The organism is Kitasatospora phosalacinea (genome assembly GCF_000716545.1).
GTDB classification, from domain to species: domain Bacteria; phylum Actinomycetota; class Actinomycetes; order Streptomycetales; family Streptomycetaceae; genus Kitasatospora; species Kitasatospora phosalacinea.
Window position 1 is genome coordinate 57,384 of record NZ_JNWZ01000032.1, and the last position, 19,079, is coordinate 76,462.

The 19,079-nt window shown below is 72.4% G+C and carries 16 protein-coding genes and 1 tRNA gene; 11 read left to right on the plus strand and 6 right to left on the minus strand.

All coding sequences use genetic code 11. The features are described from left to right. Nucleotides 1-17: 17 nt before the first annotated feature. Nucleotides 18-842, minus strand: coding sequence for a phosphotransferase (locus OO48_RS17735; RefSeq protein WP_063830698.1), 825 nt, complete (start codon nucleotides 840-842; stop codon nucleotides 18-20). 417 nt (nucleotides 843-1,259) lie between these two features. Here OO48_RS17735 and OO48_RS17740 point away from each other — a divergent pair, with 417 nt between their 5' ends. The 3 genes from OO48_RS17740 to OO48_RS17750 all read left to right on the plus strand — a co-directional run bounded on the left by OO48_RS17740 (nucleotide 1,260) and on the right by OO48_RS17750 (nucleotide 3,130). Next, nucleotides 1,260-2,048 carry an aminoglycoside 3'-phosphotransferase gene (locus tag OO48_RS17740; protein ID WP_033217328.1) on the plus strand — a complete coding sequence of 263 codons (789 nt, stop codon included), beginning with the start codon at nucleotides 1,260-1,262 and terminating at the stop codon, nucleotides 2,046-2,048. A gap of 69 nt (nucleotides 2,049-2,117) precedes the next feature. Then, nucleotides 2,118-2,609 (plus strand): LURP-one-related/scramblase family protein, encoded by a 492-nt coding sequence (locus OO48_RS17745; protein WP_033217329.1) that lies wholly within the window; start codon nucleotides 2,118-2,120, stop codon nucleotides 2,607-2,609. A 98-nt stretch (nucleotides 2,610-2,707) separates the two neighbouring features. Then, nucleotides 2,708-3,130 carry a DUF350 domain-containing protein gene (locus OO48_RS17750; protein WP_033217330.1) on the plus strand — a complete coding sequence of 141 codons (423 nt, stop codon included), beginning with the start codon at nucleotides 2,708-2,710 and terminating at the stop codon, nucleotides 3,128-3,130. 79 nt (nucleotides 3,131-3,209) lie between these two features. Here the strand turns inward: OO48_RS17750 and OO48_RS17755 are convergent, their stop codons facing one another. Then, nucleotides 3,210-4,493 carry an adenylosuccinate synthase gene (locus OO48_RS17755; protein ID WP_033217331.1) on the minus strand — a complete coding sequence of 428 codons (1,284 nt, stop codon included), beginning with the start codon at nucleotides 4,491-4,493 and terminating at the stop codon, nucleotides 3,210-3,212. A gap of 126 nt (nucleotides 4,494-4,619) precedes the next feature. Here OO48_RS17755 and OO48_RS17760 point away from each other — a divergent pair, with 126 nt between their 5' ends. From OO48_RS17760 to purM, 3 genes are all read left to right on the plus strand, one after another. Next, nucleotides 4,620-5,435, plus strand: coding sequence for a diacylglycerol kinase (locus tag OO48_RS17760; protein ID WP_245194693.1), 816 nt, complete (start codon nucleotides 4,620-4,622; stop codon nucleotides 5,433-5,435). 194 nt (nucleotides 5,436-5,629) lie between these two features. Beyond that, complete coding sequence (gene purF, locus OO48_RS17765) at nucleotides 5,630-7,210, plus strand: amidophosphoribosyltransferase (RefSeq protein ID WP_033217332.1); 1,581 nt, start codon at nucleotides 5,630-5,632, stop codon at nucleotides 7,208-7,210. A gap of 91 nt (nucleotides 7,211-7,301) precedes the next feature. After that, entirely contained in the window at nucleotides 7,302-8,378 is a 1,077-nt protein-coding gene (gene purM, locus OO48_RS17770) for a phosphoribosylformylglycinamidine cyclo-ligase (RefSeq protein WP_033217333.1), read from the plus strand. Between the two features lie 151 nt (nucleotides 8,379-8,529). On the opposite strand, the gene OO48_RS17775 is transcribed toward purM, so the two are convergent. Both OO48_RS17775 and OO48_RS17780 read right to left on the minus strand, forming a co-directional pair. After that, on the minus strand, nucleotides 8,530-8,769 hold the full coding sequence (locus tag OO48_RS17775; RefSeq protein WP_033217334.1) for a DUF3073 domain-containing protein: 240 nt from the start codon (nucleotides 8,767-8,769) through the stop codon (nucleotides 8,530-8,532). 372 nt (nucleotides 8,770-9,141) lie between these two features. After that, nucleotides 9,142-10,284: a Glu/Leu/Phe/Val dehydrogenase dimerization domain-containing protein gene (locus tag OO48_RS17780; protein WP_033217335.1), complete on the minus strand. Its 1,143-nt coding sequence runs from the start codon at nucleotides 10,282-10,284 to the stop codon at nucleotides 9,142-9,144. Between the two features lie 172 nt (nucleotides 10,285-10,456). On the opposite strand from OO48_RS17780, the gene OO48_RS17785 reads away from it, so the two are divergent. Beyond that, entirely contained in the window at nucleotides 10,457-11,359 is a 903-nt protein-coding gene (locus OO48_RS17785; protein WP_245194694.1) for a DUF8083 family protein, read from the plus strand. A gap of 485 nt (nucleotides 11,360-11,844) precedes the next feature. Next, nucleotides 11,845-12,051 carry a developmental transcriptional regulator BldC gene (bldC, locus tag OO48_RS17790; protein WP_030459248.1) on the plus strand — a complete coding sequence of 69 codons (207 nt, stop codon included), beginning with the start codon at nucleotides 11,845-11,847 and terminating at the stop codon, nucleotides 12,049-12,051. A gap of 384 nt (nucleotides 12,052-12,435) precedes the next feature. On the opposite strand, the gene OO48_RS17795 is transcribed toward bldC, so the two are convergent. Continuing rightward, a tRNA-Asp gene (locus OO48_RS17795) sits at nucleotides 12,436-12,509 on the minus strand. 115 nt (nucleotides 12,510-12,624) lie between these two features. After that, complete coding sequence (hrpA, locus tag OO48_RS17800) at nucleotides 12,625-16,605, minus strand: ATP-dependent RNA helicase HrpA (RefSeq protein WP_033217337.1); 3,981 nt, start codon at nucleotides 16,603-16,605, stop codon at nucleotides 12,625-12,627. Nucleotides 16,606-16,807: 202 nt separating this feature from the next. On the opposite strand from hrpA, the gene OO48_RS17805 reads away from it, so the two are divergent. The 3 genes from OO48_RS17805 (at nucleotide 16,808) to OO48_RS17815 (ending at nucleotide 18,955) form a co-directional block, all read left to right on the plus strand. Then, nucleotides 16,808-17,152: a hypothetical protein gene (locus OO48_RS17805; protein ID WP_033217338.1), complete on the plus strand. Its 345-nt coding sequence runs from the start codon at nucleotides 16,808-16,810 to the stop codon at nucleotides 17,150-17,152. Between the two features lie 41 nt (nucleotides 17,153-17,193). After that, nucleotides 17,194-18,291, plus strand: coding sequence for a hypothetical protein (locus OO48_RS38385; RefSeq protein WP_051732258.1), 1,098 nt, complete (start codon nucleotides 17,194-17,196; stop codon nucleotides 18,289-18,291). A 220-nt stretch (nucleotides 18,292-18,511) separates the two neighbouring features. Continuing rightward, nucleotides 18,512-18,955: a PGPGW domain-containing protein gene (locus OO48_RS17815; RefSeq protein ID WP_051732259.1), complete on the plus strand. Its 444-nt coding sequence runs from the start codon at nucleotides 18,512-18,514 to the stop codon at nucleotides 18,953-18,955. Nucleotides 18,956-19,079: the final 124 nt, after the last annotated feature.

Consider the following 19,079-nt stretch of genomic DNA (forward strand, 5'->3'; position numbering starts at 1 on the left):
TGTTGTGCGCGCACAACTTACTCATCCGCCCGGAGTGCCTGCTCGGTGGGGGTGCGGTAGCAACGACCTTGGCCCGACGGGCCGGTGAGGTCTCCCGGCGGTGGCGGCGGTGCGGTGCCCGCGGATTCCGCGCCGCCTCCCCCGGCCGCCGTCGCCGCGCAGGCGCGGACCAGGGCGACGGCCGCGTCCAGCCGGGCGTGGCTGGCGGGGTCGAGCACCGGGTCGGCGGCGCGGCGGGCGCGGGCCCGGGCGAGGTGGTCGGCGGTGAGCGGGGGGAGGGCGCGCAGCAGGGGGACGAGGAGGGCGGGTGCGGCGTCGGCGAATTCGGGCATGCCGAGCAGGGCTTGGGCGAGGACGAGGGCGCTCGTCGCGCGGTCCAGGCCGGGGTCGCCCTCGGTGGCGGTGGCCCAGTCGATGACGACCGGTCCGCCTGCGGCGAGCAGCACGTTCTCGGGGTGCAGGTCGAGGTGCAGCAGCCGGTCGCCGGGCCGGGCGGCGGTGCGCGGCGGGACGGCGTGCAGGCGCAGCAGCAGGTCGGCGAGGATCCGCCCGGCGGCGTCGGGTGCGACCGCGCCGGTGGTGACGGCCCGCGCCAGGGTGGGGCCCTCCAGCCGTTCCATCAGCAGGTCGGTGGGCCGCTCGCCGGGCCGGGCGGCCGGCACCGGGTAGCCGTGCCCGGCCAGGTACGCCATCAGTCCGGCCTCGCCCCGGGCGTCGGCCCACGCGGCGGCCGGGTCGCGGTAGCGGCGCAGCACCCACCCGCCGGGCAGCGCGAAGACGTCCGCGGTGCGGCCGGTGCCGAGCAGTTCGCCGGGCGGCTCACCGGGGCGGGGCGCGTTCACCGGCGGGCCGCCGCGGCGGGGGCCGGCGGCCGCAGCCGCTCCGCCTCCGCCGGTTCCAAGCTCCGGACGCACTCGGACACGCCGTCCCCCCGTTCCTCGTGCCGGTAGGTACGTCCGGCGTGCCGCCCCGGTTCCCCGCCGCGACGGAGCCCGTCCGGGCGGGGGTCGCGGCCCGCTCGTCGCCCGGGACGGGACCGACGTCGATCCGGACGCCCGACCACCACTCGGGCGGCGGGCCGGTGCCGTGGTTCGAACGGGTGGGCGGCCTCCGGTCGGCCTTGCGGCGGTCACGGGCCGGCCCGCGCCCGAGGACGGCAGACGGCCCGGTGGAAGCGCTCGGAGGTTTCGGGCCGGTCCGTCGGGGAGGGGAGGGAGGGGAGGGGTGACGCCGCGCGGGGCCCGGGCGACAATGGCCGGATGTTCGCTCACGTGCCCGAGGTCGAGGTCGAGGTCCCGCCCGCCGTCGTCGAGTTGGCCGCCGGCGCGCCGATCGCCGTGGTGTGGCGCAACCAGCTGCAGGGGCTGACGTTCCGGCTCGGTGACGGGCCGGGGCGGCGGTTCGCCAAGTGGGCGCCGGCCGGCAGCTCCGCCGACCTCGCGGTGGAGGCCGAACGGCTGGGCTGGGCGGGGCGGTTCACCACCGTCCCGGAGGTGCTGGGCCTGGGCGGCGACGAGAGCGGCAGCTGGCTGCTGACGGCGGGCCTGCCGGGCCGCTCCGCCGTGGACGAGGAGCTCAGGCGGGAACCCGCGACGGCCGTCCGGGCGGTCGGCGAGGGCCTGCGGGCCTTCCACGAGGCGCTGCCGGTGGCCGGCTGCCCGTACGCGTGGTCCGCGTCGGGGCGGGTGGCCCGGGCCGCCGAGCTGCGCCTCGACCCGGCCAGCTGGCACCCGGACCTGCGCCGGTACGGCACGGTGGAGCGGGCGTTGGCGGTGCTGGCCGATCCGCCGCCGGTGGACGTCGAGGTGGTCTGCCACGGGGACGCCTGCGCGCCCAACACCCTGGTCGGCGACGACGGCCGCTTCTCGGGCCACGTCGACCTGGGCGCCCTGGGCGTCGCCGACCGCTGGGCCGACCTCGCGGTGGCGTCCTGGAGCACGGTGTGGAACTACGGCCCGGGCTGGGAGCGTCCCCTGCTGGAGGCGTACGGCGTCCGGGAGGACGCCGAACGGCTCGCCTACTACCGCCTGTTGTGGGGCCTGACGTAGCGGCCGGTGGCACCATGTCGGGTGCCGCCCGACGGCGGGCCGGCGAGCACCAGACGAGGAGTCGGGGACATGGGTCGGAAGTTCGTGGTCAAGGAGCGCCTCTTCGCGGTCGGCGACGACTACTGGGTCGAGGACGAGCACGGCGAGAAGGCGTTCCTGGTGGACGGCAAGGTGCTGCGGCTGCGCGACACCTTCGAACTGCAGGACACCGAGGGCAACACGGTCGCCACCATCCGGGAGAAGGTGGTGACCGTCCGCGACGCGATGAAGATCGAGAACGCGGACGGGGACGTGGTCGCGACCGTCCGCAAGAAGCTGTTCACCCCGTTCCACGACAAGTACCACGTGGAGCTGGAGAACGGCGGCGAGTACGAGGTCCACGGGGACCTGCTCGACAAGGAGTACACCGTCAAGGGCGACGGCCACCGCCTCGCCGAGGTCTCCCGCAAGTGGTTCCGGATCCGCGACACCTACGGCGTGGAGGTCGAGGACGGCGCCGACGTCCCGCTGATGATCGCCATCGCGGTCTGCCTGGACCGCCTGGTCGAGCACAACGACTGAGCCCCGCCGCCGCCCCCTCCGCCCTCCGGCCCGTGCGCTATGTTGTGCCGGTCCTCGGCACGGGGCCGGCAGGCGGACAGGCAGGAGGGGCGGGGCGGATGAACGACATCCTTCACCAGCTGGGGTACGCGGCGGCGTACGGTGCGGTCGGCCTGGTGCTGCTGCTGCTCGGCGTGCTGCTGGTCGACGCGCTGACGCCGGGCGAACTGCGCCGGCAGATCTGGATCGAGCGCAACCGCAACGCCGCCGTGGTGCTCAGCTCGGCGCTGCTGTCGATCGGCGCGATCGTGTTCACCGCGGTGATGTCGACCTACCAGGAGTTCGTCAAGGGCCTGGTCGCGGCCGCCGTGTTCGGCCTGTTCGGCCTGCTGCTGATGGCGGTCTCGTTCTGGGTGCTCGACCTGGTCACGCCCGGCAGGCTGGGCGAGCTGCTGGTCGACGGCGAGCCGCACCCGGCGGTCTGGGTGACCGCCTCCACCAACCTGGCCGTGGCGGCGATCGTCTCCGCCGCCATCTACTGACCGGCCCCGCCGGCCGCGTGCGAAAGGCCCGGCGCCCCCGCGTACGAGCGGGAGCGCCGGGCCTTTCGCCGTCCGCGGCCTACAGGAAGGAGTTGATCTGGATGGTCTCGGTCCGGCCGGGGCCGACGCCGATCGCGGAGATCGGGGCGCCCGACATCTCCTCCAGCGCCTTCACGTACGCCTGGGCGTTCTTCGGCAGGTCGCCGAAGGACTGCGCCTTCGAGATGTCCTCGCTCCAACCGGGCAGGTTCTCGTAGATCGGCTTCGCGTGGTGGAAGTCCGACTGGTTGTACGGGAGTTCCTCGACCCGCTTGCCGTCGATCTCGTACGCCACGCAGACCGGGATCTGCTCCCAGCCGGTCAGCACGTCCAGCTTGGTGAGGAAGAAGTCGGTCAGGCCGTTGACCCGGGTCGCGTAGCGGGCGATCACCGCGTCGAACCAGCCGCAGCGCCGGTCGCGGCCGGTGGTGACGCCGCGCTCGCCGCCGATCCGGCGCAGCGCGTCGCCGTCGGCGTCCAGCAGCTCGGTCGGGAACGGGCCCGAGCCGACCCGGGTGGTGTACGCCTTGAGGATGCCGATGACCCGGTCGATCTTGGTCGGGCCGATGCCGGAGCCGGTGCAGGCGCCGCCGGAGGTCGGGTTCGACGAGGTGACGAACGGGTACGTGCCGTGGTCGACGTCCAGCAGGGTGCCCTGGCCGCCCTCCAGCAGGACGACCTTGTTCGCCTTCAGCGCCTCGTCCAGGACGAGGGTGGTGTCGGCCAGGTAGGGCTTGATCTTGTCGGCGTAGCCCAGGTACTCCTCGAGCACCAGCTCGGCCGGGATCGCGCGCCGGTTGTAGAGCTTCACCAGCAGCTGGTTCTTGTCGTGCAGCGCCGCTTCGATCTTCTGGCGCAGGATCGACTCGTCGAACAGGTCCTGGACCCGGATGCCGACGCGGTTGATCTTGTCGGCGTAGGCCGGGCCGATGCCGCGGCCGGTGGTGCCGATCCGGCGCTTGCCGAGGAAGCGCTCGGTGACCTTGTCCAGCGTCCGGTGGTACGGGGTGATCAGGTGGGCGTTGCCCGAGATCAGCAGCTTCGAGGTGTCGATGCCGCGCTCGTCCAGGCCCTTGAGCTCGGAGAGCAGCACGCCCGGGTCGATCACCACGCCGTTGCCGATCACCGGCACGACGTTGGGGCTGAGGATGCCGGAGGGCAGCAGGTGCAGGGCGTACTTCTGGTCGCCGATGACCACCGTGTGACCGGCGTTGTTGCCGCCCTGGTAGCGGACGACGTAGTCGACGGAGCCGCCGAGGAGGTCGGTGGCCTTCCCCTTGCCCTCGTCTCCCCACTGGGCGCCAACGAGCACGAGTGCCGGCACAGGCGTACACCCCTTCCGGTTGGGGCATCCTGCGTAGACCGCAGTCTGGCCCGAGATGGACGAAGCCCCTGGCGCAACGGCGCAAGGGGCTCTTGCACCGAGAGATTACCTGAGGAAGGACCGGTCGTGTCGTCGCTGTCCACGCCCGTATCCCGCCCCCCGGAGGACGCCGGGGGCCCCGGGCCGCTGCTGGTGCTGCTCGACCCCTCGGCGCGGGAGGCCGACGGGGAGTCGGTGCGGATCGCCAAGGACGTGCTGTGCGGCGGTGCCGACGTCAAGGTCGCGCTGCCCGAGAGCCCGTCCGAGCTCGACCGGGTGCTGGCGCACCGGGGGCGGCGCCGGGCCGTGGTGATCGGGTCCGACCAGGCGTTGCAGCGGGTGCTCCAGGCCCTGCACCGGCAGCGGGAGTTGGACACCGACCCGGTGGGCCTGGTGCCGGTGGGCGGGCCGGTGGCCACCGCCACCGCCCGGCTGCTCGGGGTGCCGGCCGAGCCGGTCGCGGCGGCCCGCGCGGTGCTGGGCGGCACCGCCCGGCGGCTCGACCTGCTGCTGGACGACGGCGGCGGCGTGGTGCTGGCCGAGGTGCGCTTCACCGGCCCGCGCCAGGGCCGGACGGGTGGTTGGCGTTCGCTATGGGCGAAATTGGCTGCGGCCGAGCAGGCGAGCCCCTCCGGTGTGGAGGAGCTCCGGATCGAGGCCGACGGCCGCCTGCTGGCCGACGTCCACCAGCGGGTGCGCCACCTGCGGGTGGCCATGGCCGACGGCGAGATGGAGCTCGTCCTCGACCTCGACGGCCGCCCGCTGCGCCACCGGGCCGGCCGGCTCACCGTCGCCGGGCGCGACTTCGGCTACGAGGCGGATGGCTGCCCGGTCGGCCCGGTCCGCCACCGCACCTGGACGGTCCGCCCGGACTCCTGGCGGCTGCTGCTGCCCGCGGCCTGAGCGCCGTCGGGCCCCGCCGGTCACCCAGGGTGAGCAGGCTCACGTTCGTCCGTCCGTCCACCGTGCGAAAGCCTGATGACAAGGGCGTGAAGGCGCACCCCCGCTGTGCGAAAAGCTGGTAAGAGGCGGTATCTACGCGCGTACCCGGAGGCTGCCATCAGGCCGTTCGCCCAGGCTGCCCTAGACTCGGAGACGTGCCACGTGGTGACGGACGACTCAACCACGACCTCCTCCCCGGCGAGAAGGGCCCCCAGGACGCTTGCGGCGTCTTCGGTGTCTGGGCTCCCGGCGAAGAGGTCGCGAAGCTCACGTACTTCGGCCTCTATGCCCTGCAGCACCGCGGACAGGAATCCGCGGGCATCGCAGTGAGCAACGGCTCCCAGATTCTCGTCTTCAAGGACATGGGGCTTGTCTCCCAGGTCTTCGACGAGACCTCCCTGGGGTCGCTGCACGGGCATATCGCCGTCGGACATGCCCGCTACTCGACCACCGGGTCCTCGGTCTGGGAGAACGCCCAGCCGACCTTCCGCGCGACCGTTCACGGATCGCTGGCCCTCGGCCACAACGGAAACCTGGTCAACACCGCCGAACTCGCGGCGATGGTCGCCGAACTGCCGGGCGAGGAGCACGTCTCCCGCTCCGGCCGGACCGCGGCCACCAACGACACCGACCTGCTGACCGCCCTGCTGGCCGGCCACCCGGACCTGACGATCGAGGAGACGGCCCGCAAGGTGCTGCCCGGCGTCAAGGGCGCCTTCTCGCTGGTCTTCATGGACGAGCACACGCTCTACGCCGCCCGCGACCCGCAGGGCATCCGCCCGCTGGTGCTCGGCCGGATCGAGCGCGGCTGGGTGGTGGCCTCCGAGACCTCCGCCCTCGACATCGTCGGCGCCAGCTTCATCCGCGAGGTGGAGCCCGGCGAGCTGATCGCCATCGACGAGAACGGCATGCGCACCTCGCGCTTCGCCGAGGCCAAGCCCAAGGGCTGCGTCTTCGAGTACGTCTACCTGGCCCGCCCGGACACCACCATCGCCGGCCGCAACGTGCACCTCTCCCGGGTGGAGATGGGCCGCAAGCTGGCCGCCGAGTCCCCGGTCGAGGCCGACCTGGTGATAGCGACGCCGGAGTCCGGCACCCCCGCCGCGATCGGCTACGCCGAGGCCAGCGGCATCCCGTTCGGCTCCGGCCTGGTGAAGAACGCCTACGTGGGCCGCACCTTCATCCAGCCCAACCAGACCATCCGCCAGCTCGGCATCCGGCTCAAGCTCAACCCGCTCAAGGAGGTCATCCGGGGCAAGCGCCTGGTGGTCGTGGACGACTCGATCGTCCGCGGCAACACCCAGCGCGCGCTGGTCCGGATGCTGCGCGAGGCCGGTGCCGCCGAGGTCCACATCCGGATCTCCTCGCCGCCGGTGAAGTGGCCGTGCTTCTTCGGCATCGACTTCGCCACCCGCGCCGAACTGATCGCCAACGGCCTGTCGGTCGAGGAGATCGGCCGCTCGCTGGGTGCGGACTCGCTGGCCTACATCTCCATCGACGGGATGATCGAGGCCACCAAGCAGCCCAAGGACCAGCTCTGCCGGGCCTGCTTCGACGGCGAGTACCCGATGGAGCTGCCCGACCCGGCGCTGCTCGGCAAGCTCCTGCTCGAGGCCGAGATCGCCGGTGGCCAGGCCAAGCAGCCCGTCCGCGGCAGCAAGCAGACCAGCGACCTCGACGGCGTGCAGTCGCTGCTGGGCGGAGCCGGCGCGGCGGACGCGCTGCGACGCCCGTAACCGTGCGCACCGCCCCCGGCACGGGCCGGGGGCACCCCTCCCGGCCGCGGCCGGGGGAGGCGGCACCACCACTTCGAAAGGGCCACACCGAGTGACCAGCAACGAGACCGGGGCGACCTACGCCGCCGCGGGTGTCGACATCGAGGCCGGCGACCGCGCCGTCGAGCTGATGAAGCAGTGGGTGAAGAAGAGCAACCGGCCCGAGGTGGTCGGCGGGCTCGGCGGCTTCGCCGGACTGTTCGACGCCTCCGCCTTCAAGCGCTACGAGCGCCCGCTGCTGGCCACCGCCACCGACGGCGTCGGCACCAAGGTCGCCATCGCCCAGGCCATGGACAAGCACGACACCATCGGCCACGACCTGGTCGCCATGGTCGTCGACGACCTGGTGGTGTGCGGCGCCGAGCCGCTGTTCATGACCGACTACATCTGCGTCGGCAAGGTCGTCCCGGAGCGGGTCGCCGCGATCGTCAAGGGCATCGCCGAGGGCTGCACGCTGGCCGGCTGCGCGCTGGTCGGCGGCGAGACCGCCGAGCACCCGGGCCTGCTCGGCCCGGACGAGTACGACGTCGCGGGCGCCGGCACCGGCGTGGTCGAGGCGGACGCCCTGCTCGGCCCGGACCGGGTCCGGGCGGGCGACGCGGTGATCGCGATGGCCGCCTCCGGCCTGCACTCCAACGGCTACTCGCTGGTGCGGCACGTGCTGCTGAACCAGGCCGGCTGGTCGCTGGACCGCCGGGTCGAGGAGTTCGGCCGCACCCTCGGCGAGGAACTGCTGGAGCCGACGAGGATCTACTCGCTGGACTGCCTGGCGCTGGCCCGGGCCACCGAGATCCACGCCTTCTCGCACGTCACCGGCGGCGGCCTGGCCGCCAACCTGGCCCGGGTCATCCCGGACGGCCTGCACGCCCGCCTCGACCGCGGCACCTGGTCGCCGCTGCCGGTGTTCCGCACCGTCGCCAAGGTCGGCGCCATGCAGACCCTGGAGATCGAGAAGACCCTGAACATGGGCGTCGGCATGGTCGCCGTCGTCCCGCCGGAGTCGGTCGACACCGTCCTCGCCGTCCTGGAGGACCGCGACGTGGAGGCCTGGCTGCTGGGGGACGTGGTCGAGCGCACCGACGAGCACGACGGCGGCGCCGCGCTGTACAACGCCTACGAGGCGTTCTGATCCCGGGCACACCGAGGGGCCCCGCCGCGCGGTGCGGCGGGGCCCCTCGTGCTCGGCCGGGTCGCCGCGGGGCGGCGGTGCGCGGCGCGGGGACGCCGAAAACCGGCCCGGCGCTCACGGGGAGCGCTCGGACCGGTCCGGTCGGAGAACGTCAGGCGCGGCGACGAGCCGGAGGGGTGTCCTCGTCGTCATCGTCGTCGTCGTTGTACCTGTCCGCGTAAGCCGCGTAGGGGTCGTCCTCGTCGTCGTCCTCGATCGGTTCAGGCTCGATCGCGGTGGACGGAGATACACCCAGCTCGTGAGACAGACGGTTAGCGTCGAACCCGCCGCTGTTGTACTTCAGCTCGCGGGCGACCTTCGTCTGCTTGGCCTTGGCCCGGCCGCGCCCCATGGGTCGACCCCCTCAACGGTGGGGCTCACGGCCCCGAGTCTGACACGTGTTGATGATCAGGTCCGGCCTGCCCGAAGTGGGAAACCGTCCCTTGGAGCATTAACGGTACCTGTTTCCGCCGCCGTACGGTACGTCGCCCGTGTGACGTGGCGCGCACCCGAGCCCCCCCGAACCGGGTCCTCCCAGGTCAGAGGGGAATTACGGTGATTTCGCAGGCTGTCCGGCAGGTGACCGGACCCGTCGTTCCTGCAGAGATTATCCCCCGAAGGGGGCGCGGTATCGCCCGATCGGGGGACGGACTGAGAATCCGGTTCCACATCGTGATGCGCGGGGCCGGGCGATGCCGGCCCCGCGCACGGCGGGCGGCGGCGGTCAGCCCCGGCGGGCCGCCGGGAGCAGCACCGAGCGCAGCGCGCTGATCTCCCGCATCCGCTTCTCGGCGAGCCGGTCGGCGGCGACCGCGGGCGGGACGCCGTCGGCGGCGGCCCGGGTGAAGATCTCCAGGGTGGTGTCGAAGATCCTGGACGCCTTCTTCTTCGCCCGGTCGAAGTCGAAGCCCTCGATCTCGTCGGCGACCTGGATCACGCCGCCGGAGTTCACCAGGTAGTCGGGCGCGTACAGGATGCCGCGGTCGGCGAGGTCCTTCTCGACGCCGGGGTGGGCGAGCTGGTTGTTGGCCGCGCCGCAGACGATCGAGGTGCCGGCCGCGCCGAGCGCGCCGACGGTGTCGTCGGTGAGCGCGCCGCCGAGCGCGCACGGGGCGTAGACGTCCAGCGAGGCGTTCAGCAGGGCGGCGGTGTCGGCCACCACCTCGACCCGGGGGTGGGCGGCCCGGACGCGGTTCACGGCCGCCTCGGAGACGTCCGTGACGACCACGGTGGCGCCGTCCTCGACCAGGTGGCCGACCAGGTAGTGGCCGACCTTGCCGACGCCCGCGACGCCGACCCGCTTCCCGCTCAGGGTCGGCTGGCCCCAGCGGGCCCGGGCGGAGGCCCGCATGCCCTGGAAGACGCCGAAGGCGGTCAGCACCGAGGAGTCGCCGGCGCCGCCGTGCTCGGGCGAGCGGCCGGTGACGAAGGAGGTCTCCCGGGCCACCACGTCCATGTCCTGCACGTAGGTGCCCACGTCGCAGGCGGTGACGTAGCGGCCGCGCAGGGACTCCACGAAGCGCCCGTAGGCGCGCAGCATCGCCTCGTTCTTGTCCCGGTCCGGGTCGCCGATGATGACGGCCTTGCCGCCGCCGAGGTCGAGCCCGGCGAGGGCGTTCTTGTAGCTCATCCCGCGGGAGAGGTTCAGCGCGTCCTGCAGCGCCTCCTCCTCCGTCCCGTACGGGAAGAAGCGGGTGCCGCCCAGGGCCGGGCCGAGGGCGGTGGAGTGGATGGCGATGATCGCCTTGAGGCCGGAGGAGCGGTCGTGGCAGAGCACGACCTGCTCGTGCCCCTCGCCCTCCTGGCCGGTGCCGAAGACTCGGCCCAGCACGCCTGGTGCGGGGTGCGTGGTGTGTACGTCGGTCACGGTGGTGACTCCAGTAAAGGATGGCCCGCGGCGGTGGTGCGGGCGTCTGGACGAAGCCTAGCCCTGGGATCGCCTTCGAATCTGCCCCTCGGAGGCCCCCGGAGCACAACGACCGAAGCCGTCCGCACGACACCCCTGACGGCCGTCCCGGGGGCGTGCGACGATGCGGAGCGTGACCGCCTGGCGCACGACCGTGCTTCCTCCGTACACCGCGCAGCTGCGCGTCTACGAGCCGCTGGCCGCCTTCCCCGAGCCCGACCGCGCGCGCTGGCAGGCGTACGCCGCCGAGCACGGCCCCGACGCCGAGGGGCCGGGGCGGCCGGTGACCGCGGCGGCGCTGGCCGAGCAGCGGGCCGCGCTGGCCGCCGCGGCCTCCCTCACGCCCCGCCCGCTGCCCGAGAAGGAGGACGAGCGGGCGTACGTGCGGACGCTGGACGGGGTGGTCTACGTGTGCCCCTGGACGACCCGGCTGCGGGGCTGGCTGGCCCTCCAGGAGCTGCAGCGGACGCTGCCCGCGCACCTGGTGGACACCGTGCTGCCGCCGGCCCTGCGGGCGGCCGGGGAGGCGGACCGGGAGCGGTGGCAGCGGGAGCACCCCGACGCCCGGCCGTGGATCGCCTCCAGCCGCTGGGAGGTGCCGCTGCGCTGGTTCCTGCCGTTCGGCGAGGAGGACCGGCGGCACGTGCCGGAGGGCGAGTACGGCTCGTCGGGGGAGGGCGAGCGGCCGGAGCCGGCCGCGCTGTTCTACCTGACGCCGATGGTGCAGGCCCGCCGCCGGGTGGCCCGGGCGTACCGGGTGCTGCGGGAGCGGGCGCCGGGCGGGCCGCTGGTGGACGGCGCGGAGGAGGTCGGGCGGTGGCTGGAGGAGTTCCACCCGCGCTCGCTGGTGGAACTGGACTACGGCGGTCTGGCCCGGCTGCTGGGCCCGCGCGGGCTGGCCGAGGAGCGCTCGGTGGGCGAACTGGCGGACGGGCTGGGCTCCTTGCGGGCCGGGGACACCGGCGCGGCGCTGCGGGCCTACGAGGCGCTGACGGCGCGCTGGCGGCGGGTGCTGGCGCTGCGCCAGGCGTCCTGAACCGGCCGGGGCGCGACGCGGGGGCGATGATGGGGCGTCAGGAAATTGCCACTGGCCGGATCCGGCGCCAGGGGGGAGGATGGTCCATACCATTGCCCCGGTTTCCGGGACCATGGTCCCGGATCGGGTCAATCCCCATGGAACGTGATACTACTCACCGTTGACGCGAACTCAGACCTATATGCCAAAATGGGACAACCAGCCCAAGCGCGCGCAGGCGTGTCGCAACGTGACCGGACGTCACCACTGCGTGACTGTCCGCTATGGGATGGTCCGGGGCCTTCCGTCGCTCTTGAACCCGTGAGGGGTCAATTTTGACGGTTTGGCCGATGGGGCTGGACGGATGGTGTAGTTGTAGACACCAGGACAAGCCGTTCGTCCTATAACCGACTCGGCCCGTCCGTGCCATTTCGGGCATCGCGGGCCAAGGTGCAGAATTTGAAGGATAGAACCGCCCTGGTTCGGTTCTCCCGAGGAGGCCGCTCATGACCGCTCGTACCCCTGACGCCGAGCCCCTGCTGACGCCGGCAGAGGTCGCCACCATGTTCCGCGTGGATCCGAAGACCGTGACCCGCTGGGCCAAGGCCGGCAAGCTCACGTCGATCCGGACTCTCGGCGGCCACCGCCGCTACCGCGAGGCGGAGGTGCGCGCCCTGCTGGCCGGTATTCCGGCTCAGCGCACCGAGGTCTGATCCCCGTACTTCCCGGGCAGCTCCCCGACTCCGCCGGGTCGGGGCGCCGCCGACGGTCCGAAGGGCCGTTCCCTCCGACTCCGCCGGGTCGGAGGGAACGGCCCTTCGGCGTGCCCGGCCGCCGCGCCCCGCCGCGCCCCGGCACGCCCGGAGGGGCGCTCCGGGTGGAACGCGCGATTCCCTTTGGGATGACTGGGGGAGGGGGGCATTCCCGGGAAAGTCGGTACAATTTTACATATTAAATCGGGGCACTTTGTGGAGATGCTCCCGAAGTCGCATCTCAAAAGGTGTCCAGTGACGGTGATCACAGTGGCGTTATCTTGCGCGGCGCCCCGGAAACGCGATAAGGCCCGGAACCTTACGGTTCCGGGCCTCACGCTACTGCGATCCCGACGGGACTTGAACCCGCGACCTCCACCTTGACAGGGTGGCGAGCTAACCAACTGCTCCACGGGACCAGTGTTCTGATCCTTGCCCGCCTGCTCTCGCCTGCGAACAAGACAGACTGTACTGCATCGCGACCCCCCAGGTCGAACCGGCTCCGGAGCACCCCGGAGCCGGTCCGACCCGGCCTCACAGGTTCGCCGCCGCGGCCTCCATCGCCTTGAGGATCCGCTTCTCCGACACCGGGCTCGGCGTCCCCAGCCCCTGCGCGAAGAAGCTCACCCGCAGCTCCTCGATCATCCAGCGCACCGCCCTCACCTCCGGCGACGGCTCCCGGCCCGCCGGCACCCGCGCCAGCAGCTCCCCGTACGCCTGCTGCACCGCCTGCACCTTCAGCAGGTTCTGCAGGTCGCGCTGCGGGTGGTTGGGCAGCGCCTCCAACCGGCGGTCCACCGCCAGCAGGTAGCGCTTCAGGTCGCCCAGGCGCTGCCAGCCGGTGTCGGCCACGAAGCCCGGGTGCACCAGCGAGGCCAGGTGCAGCCGGACGTCGTTCACCGCGGGGAGCAGCACCGGGCTGGAGACCGACTTCAGCCGGGTGGACGCCTTGTGGAAGGCGATCAGCGCCGACGCCGTCTTCAGCGTGGTGTCCGCCGACAGCTCGTACAGGTCCGCCCGGACCTTGTCGTACAGCGCGCCGAACGCCTCCGCGTCCCAGGCCGGCCCGCCGTTCAGTTCCATCAGGCGGTCGGTCGCGGCCGCCACCACGTCCTCGAACAGGGCCGGGACCGACCCGTGCGGGTTGTACGACAGGGCGAGCTTGGCCTGGTTGCCCAGCCGGCCCTGGATCGACTTGGCCGGGGAGTTGATCCGCAGCATCAGCAGCCGGCGGGTGCCCGCCCACATCGCCCGCCGCTGGGCCTCCTGGGTGTCGAACAGCTTGATCCCCACGCCGGTGCCCTCGTCCACCAGCGCCGGGTAGGCGCGCAGCGAGTGGCCCTTGGAGCGCTGCTCGAAGGTGCGCTGCAGGACGGGGAGGTCGTCCGGCCAGGCGGTCAGGCCGGTGCGCTCGATGCCGCGGCCGGACGCGGCGCTGGAGAGCGTCTCGGACAGCTTCGGCCGGAGCTTGCGGCGCAGTTCCTCCAGGTCCTTGGACTCGGCGAGCTTGCGCTTGCCGTCCACGACCCGGAAGGTCACCTTCAGGTGGTCCGGGACCCGCTCCTCGTCCCACGCCTCCGGCGGGATCGGCAGGCCCGACATCCGGTGCAGCACCCGCTCCAGCGTCGGCAGCAGGGGCTCCTGGCGGTCCGTCAGCTCGCGCATCGCCGCCCGGGCGTAGTCCGGGGCCGGGACGAAGTTGCGCCGGACCGCCTTCGGCAGCGAGCGGATCCAGGCCGTCACCAACTCGGCGCGCAGGCCCGGGATCTGCCAGTCGAAGCCCTCCGACACCACCTGGTTGAGCACCGCCAGCGGGATGTGCACCGTCACGCCGTCCGCGTCGCTGCCCGGCTCGAACTGGTACGTCAGCGGGAAGCGCAGCTTGCCCTGCTGCCAGAAGTCCGGGTAGTCGGCCTCGGTGACGCCGTCCGCCGAGTCGTTGATCAGCATCGACTTCTCGAAGTTGAGCAGGTCGGGCTGGTCGCGACGGGTCTTCTTCCACCAGGCGTCGAAGTGCCGCCCGGAGACCACGTCCTCGGGCAGCCGGGCGTCGTAGAAGTCGAACAGGGTCTGGTCGTCCACCAGGATGTCCCGGCGGCGGGCCCGGTTCTCCAGCTCCTCGACCTCGTCGAGCAGCTTGCGGTTCTCCGCGAAGAACCTGTGGTGGGTCTCCCAGTCGCCCTCCACCAGCGCGGTGCGGATGAACAGCTCCCGGCACAGCTCCGGGTCGATCCGGCCGTAGTTGACCTTGCGCTGGGCGACGACCGGCAGCCCGTACAGCGTCACCTTCTCGTACGCCAGCACCGCGCCGGCCTTCTTCTCCCAGTGCGGTTCGCTGTACGTCCGCTTGATCAGGTGCTCCGCCAGCGGCTCCACCCACTCCGGCTCGATCTTCGCGTTGATCCGCGCCCACAGCCGGGAGGTCTCCACCAGCTCGGCCGACATCACCCAGCGCGGCGGCTTCTTGAACAGCCCCGAGCCCGGGAACACCGCGAACCGGGCGCCGCGGGCGCCCGCGTACTCGCGCTTCTCCGCGTCGAACAGGCCCAGGTGGGAGAGCAGGCCGGAGAGCAGCGCCTGGTGGATCCGGTCGGCATCGGGCTCGGCGTCGTCGTGGGGCTCGTCGATCGTCACGCCGAGCTGCTTGGCGATGGTGCGGAGCTGGACGTAGACGTCCTGCCACTCCCGTATCCGCAGGTAGTTGAGGAACTCGGACTTGCACATCCGGCGGAACGCCGAGGAGGACAGCTCCTTCTGCTGCTCCCGCACGTAGCGCCAGATCGACAGGTAGGACAGGAAGTCCGAGGTCTCCGACTGGAAGCGGCGGTGCCGCTCGTCGGCGGCCTGGCGCTTCTCGGCGGGGCGCTCGCGCGGGTCCTGGATGGAGAGCGCGGCGGCGATCACCATCACGTCGCGGACGCAGCCGAGGCGGTCGGCCTCCAGCACCATCCGGGCCATCCGCGGGTCGACCGGGAGCTGGGCGAGCTTGCGGCCCAGCTCGGTCAGCCGCTTGCGGTGGTCCTTCTCGGCCGGGTCGAGGGCGCCCAGCTCGTGCAGCAGGTTGACGCCGTCCTTGATGTTCCGGGAGTCCGGCGGGTCGAGGAACGGGAAGGCGGCGATGTCGCCCAGGCCCGCCGCGGTCATCTGCAGGATCACCGAGGCCAGGTTGGTGCGCAGGATCTCGGCGTCGGTGAACTCGGGGCGGGAGAGGAAGTCCTCCTCCGAGTACAGCCGGATGCAGATGCCGTCCGAGGTGCGGCCGCAGCGGCCCTTGCGCTGGTTGGCGCTGGCCTGCGAGATCGCCTCGATCGGCAGCCGCTGCACCTTGGTGCGGTGGCTGTAGCGGGAGATCCGGGCGGTGCCCGGGTCGATCACGTACTTGATGCCGGGGACGGTCAGCGAGGTCTCGGCGACGTTGGTGGCCAGCACCACCCGGCGCTGCGAGGAGCGCTGGAACACCCGGTGCTGCTCGGCCGAGGAGAGCCGGGCGTACAGCGGCAGGACCTCGGTGGACCTGAGCTTCAGCTTGGTCAGCGCGTCGGCGGTGTCGCGGATCTCGCGCTCGCCGGAGAGGAACACCAGGATGTCGCCCGGGCCCTCGGCCTGCAGCTCCTCGACGGCGTCGCAGATGCCCTGGACCTGGTCCCGGTCGCGGTCCCGGTCGTTCTCCTCCTCGTCGGGGTCGGCGTCCTCGGTGGACTCGACCAGCGGGCGGTAGCGGACCTCCACCGGGTAGGTGCGGCCGGAGACCTCGATGATCGGGGCGTCGTCGAAGTGCGCGGCGAAGCGCTCCGGGTCGATGGTCGCGGAGGTGATGACCACCTTGAGGTCGGGGCGGCGGGGCAGCAGCTGCTTGAGGTAGCCGAGCAGGAAGTCGATGTTCAGGCTGCGCTCGTGCGCCTCGTCGATGATCAGGGTGTCGTACTGGCGCAAGTCCCGGTCGGTCTGGATCTCGGCCAGCAGGATGCCGTCCGTCATCAGCTTGACCAGGGTGTTCTGGCCGGCCTGGTCGGTGAAGCGGACCTTCCAGCCGACCGCCTCGCCCAGCGGGGTGTCCAGCTCCTCGGCGACCCGCTCGGCGACCGTGCGGGCGGCGATCCGGCGCGGCTGGGTGTGGCCGATCAGGCCCTGGACGCCGCGGCCCAGCTCCAGGCAGATCTTCGGGATCTGGGTGGTCTTGCCGGAGCCGGTCTCGCCCGCCACGATCACCACCTGGTGGTCGCGGACGGCGGCCAGGATCTCGTCCTTCTTCTGCGCGACCGGCAGCTCCTGCGGGTACCTGATCGCCGGCACCGCCGCCCGGCGGGCGGCCACCCGGGCCTCGGAACGGTCGAAGTCGGACGCCAGCTCGGCCAGGACCTTCTGCCGGCCCTCGGCCGACCTGACCTTGCGGGTGCCCTCCAGGCGGCGGCCGAGCCGCTGCGCGTCGCGCAGCATCACGCCGGGCAGCCGGGCGGCCAGCTCCGCGAACGTGGGGGCGGGCTGCGGGGCTACGGGAGAACTCACTGCGGGCATCCCTCTAGGTTGCAAAAAGTCGGGGCCGGGGCGCACCTCGGTTTTCGAGCACGTCCAGTGTCACAGGCACGGCGGGCGGACCGCGAACAGCCGGGACGGGGCGTCCCGGGCGCTACCCGGCCATTTCGCCCGGGCACCGTACTGGCTAGCCTGTGGGGAACAGGCTTTCGGGGAACAACCACGGGGAAACAGGGGGACGGTCATGGACTTGATCGGAGACGTCAAGCACCTCGTCGGCGACGTGGCCAAGGTCGGCGAGGACATCATCATGGCGCCGGCCGAGATCGCGCACTGGGCGCTCAGCAAGATGTTCGGCGACGCCGACGCGGAGCTGAACAAGATCGCCCAGGAGCTGGCGGAGCTGGGCAAGCAGGTCGACGCCCTCGGCCGCGACGTCAACGCCGTGCTCGGCGGGATGACCTGGCACGGCGCCGCCGCGGACGCCTTCATCGCGCACGCGCAGGGGCGGGTGCGCGAGTTGAACTCCGTCGCGGACGAACTCGGACAGCTGAGCGGCTCGGTCAAGCAGCTCGCGAACGTCCTGTAGCGCTTCCCGTACGGGGGCGAGAACGAGGAGGCGCCAGACAGATGGCGGGGAGTCAGTTCGGTTTCCAGGTCGGGGAACTGCAGAAGATCCAGCGGGACTTCGAGCAGGTGAACCAGCGCATGGAGGAGATGACCGGGAAGATCGGGCAGATCAAGGCGACGATCGCGAAGGCGGCCGCCACGGACGTCTTCTCCGGCGGGATCCTCGGGGTCCTGGGCGCGGGGAAGATCCTGGCGGAGGTCGCGGGGGACGTGCGGGACATCAACGCGCGGGCCGAGGCGCTGGCCGCGGCGAAGGAGAAGCTCACCAAGGAGCTGGGCGAGGACGCGGCGAAGATCAAGAAGATGGTCGCCGCGTACGAGGAGGTCGAGCGGAAGATCGCCGAGGACCTCAAGCGCAAGCACAGCGAGCAGCCGAAGCCGCCCGCGCCCAAGTCGCCCGGCACCGGGATCGACGGCGGGGCCGGCGGCGGTGGCGGCGGTGGCGGGAGTCACAGGCCGCAGCCGACCTCGCCCGGACACGGCGGCGGTGGCGGTGGTGGCACCGGCGGCGGTGACGGCGGGACGGGCACGGTGGTCGGCGGTCCGGGCGGGAAGTTCGACGGCCCGAAGCTCAAGGACCACTCGACCGGCGACTGGAAGACCAAGATCACCAACGGCAACAGCTGGGACGCCTGGTCCGGCCGCCGGCACCGGAAGAACGGCGAGGGCCTCGGCGTCCTGGCCCGGCCCAACCTCGACGGGCTGTCCGCCGAGCGCAAGGCCATGGTGGAACGCGCCCTGGAGCGCGCCGAGCACAAGCTCGGCTACAGCCAGGGCGCCGTCACCAACGGCTACCGGGTCGACTGCTCGGGCCTGGTCTCCTGCGCCTGGGGCCTGCCCGGCCCCGGCCTCAACACCTGGGGCCTGATGGGCGGCAACGTCTCCCACCACATCACCAAGGCCGACCTCAAGCCCGGCGACGCGATGATCTCCGGCGACCACACCATCCTGTTCGCGGGCTGGGCGGACGCCGCGCACACCAGGTACATCGGCATCGAGGACAGCGGCGACGCGGGCATGGTCTCCCGGGAGATCCCCTACCCGTACTTCCACGGCGGATCGGCCTACCAGCCCTACCGCCGCAACGGCGTCGACTGACGCCGGTACGGGTCGACCGGCGGCACCCCGACAGGCCCGGCCCGCGCGGGCCGGGCCTGTCGCGGTGGGGGACGGCGCGGGCGACCGGGAGCGGCACGTCGTGCCGTCCGGCGGCCGGGCGGGCGCGGCGCGCACCCGGGCGGTCATCCCGGAGGACTCCGGCGGGCCGACCGCGGTCCGGGGCACCGGGAACCGCGGGCCGTCCGGTTAGGGTGGACGGATGAGCGATCATCAGCGGCCCGGGTACGAGGCGGATCCGGCACAGGTCCACCCGGTGGCCCGGGTCGTCTTCGGCGTGGCCGGGACGGTGCTCATCGTGGTCGGCGTGGTGCTGCTGGTCCTGCCCGGCCCCGGCATGCTCCTGCTGCTGGCCGGCATGGTGCTGGTCGCCCGCGCGGTGCCGGCCTTCGCCCGCTTCGTGGAGCCGGTCCGCGTCAAGGCCATGCAGGGCGTCGAGGCGAGTGTCGCCTCCCCCTGGCGGATCGCGGGTTCGGTCCTCGCCGGACTCGGCCTGATCGCCGCGGGCGTCGTCGCCGGGGTCGTCCCCTCGCTCCCCTTCGCGGGCTGGGCGACGGGGACCAGCCTGATCCTCTCGGGCCTCATCCTGCTGGGCCTCCTGGCCTGGAGCCACCGCCGGGTGCACGGGCCCCGCAGCGGGCGCTGACCGGGCACGCGCCTCCGGACAGGGCCTAGATGATTGATGCGAAGGGTTAGTGGTCGTAGGCGGTCAGCGAGCGCATGACGGGTTGGCCGGTGTGGTCGTTGTGCCAGATCGCGGTGGTCAGGGC

Bases quoted from the DNA above. Each gene is read 5' to 3' on its own strand.
- OO48_RS17805 (WP_033217338.1), top strand. From the start codon at position 16,808: ATGGACTTGATCGGAGACGTCAAGCACCTCGTCGGCGACGTGGCCAAG.
- hrpA (WP_033217337.1), bottom strand. From the start codon at position 16,605: ATGCCCGCAGTGAGTTCTCCCGTAGCCCCGCAGCCCGCCCCCACGTTC.
- OO48_RS38385 (WP_051732258.1), top strand. From the start codon at position 17,194: ATGGCGGGGAGTCAGTTCGGTTTCCAGGTCGGGGAACTGCAGAAGATC.
- OO48_RS17775 (WP_033217334.1), bottom strand. From the start codon at position 8,769: ATGGGGCGCGGCCGGGCCAAGGCCAAGCAGACGAAGGTCGCCCGCGAG.
- OO48_RS17745 (WP_033217329.1), top strand. From the start codon at position 2,118: ATGGGTCGGAAGTTCGTGGTCAAGGAGCGCCTCTTCGCGGTCGGCGAC.
- OO48_RS17740 (WP_033217328.1), top strand. From the start codon at position 1,260: ATGTTCGCTCACGTGCCCGAGGTCGAGGTCGAGGTCCCGCCCGCCGTC.
- OO48_RS17815 (WP_051732259.1), top strand. From the start codon at position 18,512: ATGAGCGATCATCAGCGGCCCGGGTACGAGGCGGATCCGGCACAGGTC.
- bldC (WP_030459248.1), top strand. From the start codon at position 11,845: ATGACCGCTCGTACCCCTGACGCCGAGCCCCTGCTGACGCCGGCAGAG.
- OO48_RS17750 (WP_033217330.1), top strand. From the start codon at position 2,708: ATGAACGACATCCTTCACCAGCTGGGGTACGCGGCGGCGTACGGTGCG.